The organism is Mycobacterium shunyiense (genome assembly GCF_058270035.1).
In genome coordinates, this window is sequence record NZ_JBZDPT010000013.1 from 1 (window position 1) to 2234 (window position 2234).

Sequence of the window (2234 nt, forward strand, 5' to 3'; positions counted from 1 at the left end):
ACCACACCTGCTGCGGCCCCAACTCGACACCCACATCCATACCGTCGAACAACCGCGTCACGTTCTGATGCGTAACCGCAACACCTTTCGGCGTCCCCGTGGTGCCCGACGTGTAAATGATGTGCGCCACATCATCAGCAGATGTACCCGGCAACGCGCCTGAGGACTGCGCATCGATACGCCGATCGTCGACCTCGACCACCGCGACACCGGATCCGCCAAGCCGCCCCGCCAACACAGCCGTGGTCAGCACAGCCACCGGCCCCGCATCAGCCAGCATGAACTCAACCCGAGCATCAGGATGCGCCGGATCAATCGGCAAATACGCCGCACCAGACTTGAGCACTGCCAAGATCGCCACCACAGCCTGCGCCGAGCGTTCCAGCATCAAGGCAACACACTCACCGGGCCCAGCACCATACTCGGTCAGCAAGCGTGCCAACCGATTCGACGCCTCATCCAACTCGCGATACGACAACGCGCGACCCTCGAAACGCACCGCCACCGCGTCGGGTGCGCTCTGCACACGGGCTGCGAACACTGCCGGAATCGAAGACTCCACCACCGGCCGCATCAACACCGCCCGATGACCAACCTCATCCAACCGAGCACAGTCAGCAGCATCAAGCACACCCACAGCCGACAACCGCTGAGCAGTGTCAGCCGTGATCGCCGCCAATACACGTTGCAGCCTCTTGACGAGTGTGCGAACGCTCGCCGCGTCGAATACGTCGGTGCGGAACTCCACCACGCCGCCGATGCCGGCCGGGGCGCCCGCGTCGTTGAAGCGTTCAGCCAGCGAGAACACCAGATCCATACGGGCGGTTCGGGTTTCTGCATCCATCGGTGTGGCTCGCACGTCACCCAGGTTCAGACTAGAAGCTTGCTCGGCGGCGAAGTTCTGCCATGACACCATCACCTGCACGAGTGGGTGGTGGGTCAGGCTCCGGGTCGGGTTGAGTCGCTCGACAAGTGCCTCGAACGGCACGTCCTGATGCTCGAACGCTGCCAACCCGCGTTGGCGTACCTGGTCCAACAGATCAGAAACTGTGGGGTCACCGCCCAGGTCCAGCCGTAGCACGAGAGTGTTGACGAAGAAGCCGACCAGCTCATCGAGGCCCGGATCGCTTCGGCCGGCAGTTGCGATTCCCACCGCCACATCGGAACTGGCACTCAGCTCTGAGAGCAGCGCTGCCAGCGCGGCCTGGACCACCATGAAGCTCGTCGAGTTGTGCTCGCGGGCGACGCGTGCCACCTGTTGCTGCAGTTCGGCAGGCCAATCCACCACCACACTGGAACCCTGGTAGTCGGCCACCGGCGGATACGGCCGATCAGTCGGCAGCTCGAGACGCTCAGGCAGATCGGTCAGTTCTTGTTCCCAATAGGCCAGCTGTGTGGCAATCACACTGTCCGGATCAGATGCCGACCCCAGCCAATCGTGCTGCCACAACGTGTAATCGGCGTACTGCACCGACAACGGCGCCCACTCCGGGGCCCGGCCGGCACAGCGGCTTCCGTAGGCCGAGCCCAGATCCGCCACGAATGGCGTGATCGACCAACCATCGGCAGCGATGTGGTGGACCACCGCCACCAGAACGTGTTGATCCTCAGCTATCCGGAAGAGCGTTGCCCGCAATGGGATTTCCTGCGTGAGGTCAAAGTGCCGCCGCCCGACAACTCCTGCCGCCTCCTCCAACCGATCCGCCGACCACCCGGTGGCGTCGACAACCTGCCAGCCCAGTTCTGCTTGTGCGGCCGGCACGACCAACTGCTGAGGAATCCCGTCGGCGACCCCGAACTTCGTGCGCAGGCTCTCGTGCCGCCCCACCACATCGGCCAATGCCTGTCCCAGCGCAGCCGCGTCCAGGTTGCCGTCGAGCCGCAATGCCACCGCCATGTTGTAGATCGACGACGGCCCCTGCAACTGCTCCAAGAACCACAACCGCTGTTGCGCGTAGGACAGCGGAATGACGTCCGGTCGCTGTTGGGCGACCAACCGCTGACGTCCGCTCGAGCCCGCCTTGATGTGCGGTGCGAGTTGGGCGATGGTGGGCGCGTCGAACAAGGTACGGACACTGACTTCGGCGTCGAAGCCGGCGTTGACGGCTGCGATCAGTCGCATCGCCGTCAGGGAGTCGCCGCCGAGGTCGAAGAAGGAGTCGTCGATGCCGACCCGTTCCAACCCGAGGACCTGGGCGTAGATACCCGCCAGGATTTCCTCGGTAGCCGTGCTC

General features: G+C 64.1%; 1 protein-coding gene. It reads right to left on the reverse strand.

Annotated elements, in window-relative coordinates:
* Positions 1–2234: condensation domain-containing protein (locus AC4ELS_RS10475; RefSeq protein WP_499047233.1), on the reverse strand; the 2234-nt coding region annotated here is incomplete at both ends.